1 protein-coding gene is annotated in these 770 nt (G+C 50.1%); it reads right to left on the reverse strand.

All coding sequences use genetic code 11. The features are described from left to right. A partial coding sequence (locus tag CHX27_RS00215; RefSeq protein WP_394335688.1) for a TolB family protein occupies window positions 1–755 on the reverse strand: 755 nt, incomplete at its 3' end. Window positions 756–770: the final 15 nt, after the last annotated feature.

Here is a 770-nt window from a genome sequence, read left to right on the forward strand (position 1 = left end):
GCAATCTGCGCCTCGACCGCACACAGGGGTTCGATCAGGTAAATGTCGTCGTTTCCGGTGCGGTTGCTGGAGATAAAACCTACATTTTTGCTGGCATTGAAGCTAAAGGCAAAGTCGTCTTTCTCGGAGTTTACGGGTTTTCCTAGGTTGGAAGCCGGTTCGTTTTTGGCTAAGTTGGCCACAAAGATATCGAGTCCGCCCAATCCGGTTCTGCCGTTAGAGGCGAAGTAGAGTAGGTTATCGGCGGTGATAAACGGGAACTGTTCGTTGCCTTCGGTATTTACATGAGGTCCGAGGTTTTCGGGTTTTCCGTAGCTATCGCCGTTGATCGATACTTTCCAGATGTCGGTTCCCCCGATTGATCCAGGCATATCCGAGGAGAAGTACAGGGTTTTGCCGTCGGCACTTAAGGCCGGTGCGCTGGTGGAGTAGGTGTTGCTGTTGAAAGGCAGCGCGGTGATGTTCTCCCACTTCTCGCCGTTTTTGGTGGCTCGAAACAAATTCACTTGTCCGAACTTGGCGTTGAGTTTTTTGTCCTTTTCGAATTTTTTCTCGGCATGACTATCGCGCGAGAAGTAGAGCGTCTTTCCATCGGCTGAGATCGTTACCGGACCGTCGTGCCATTTGGTATTCAAATCGGTTTGTTCCTCAACTTTACCGAAGTTACCGTCGGTGGTGTAGGTAACGCGGTAGATGTCTAGGTAAGGTTCTTCGTTCCAGCCGTCGGTTCTTTTGGTTTTGTTTCGTGAACTCACAAAGTAGAGTTGGCT

The organism is Flavobacterium aurantiibacter (assembly GCF_002251775.1).
In the GTDB taxonomy this organism is placed as follows: domain Bacteria; phylum Bacteroidota; class Bacteroidia; order Flavobacteriales; family Flavobacteriaceae; genus Flavobacterium; species Flavobacterium aurantiibacter.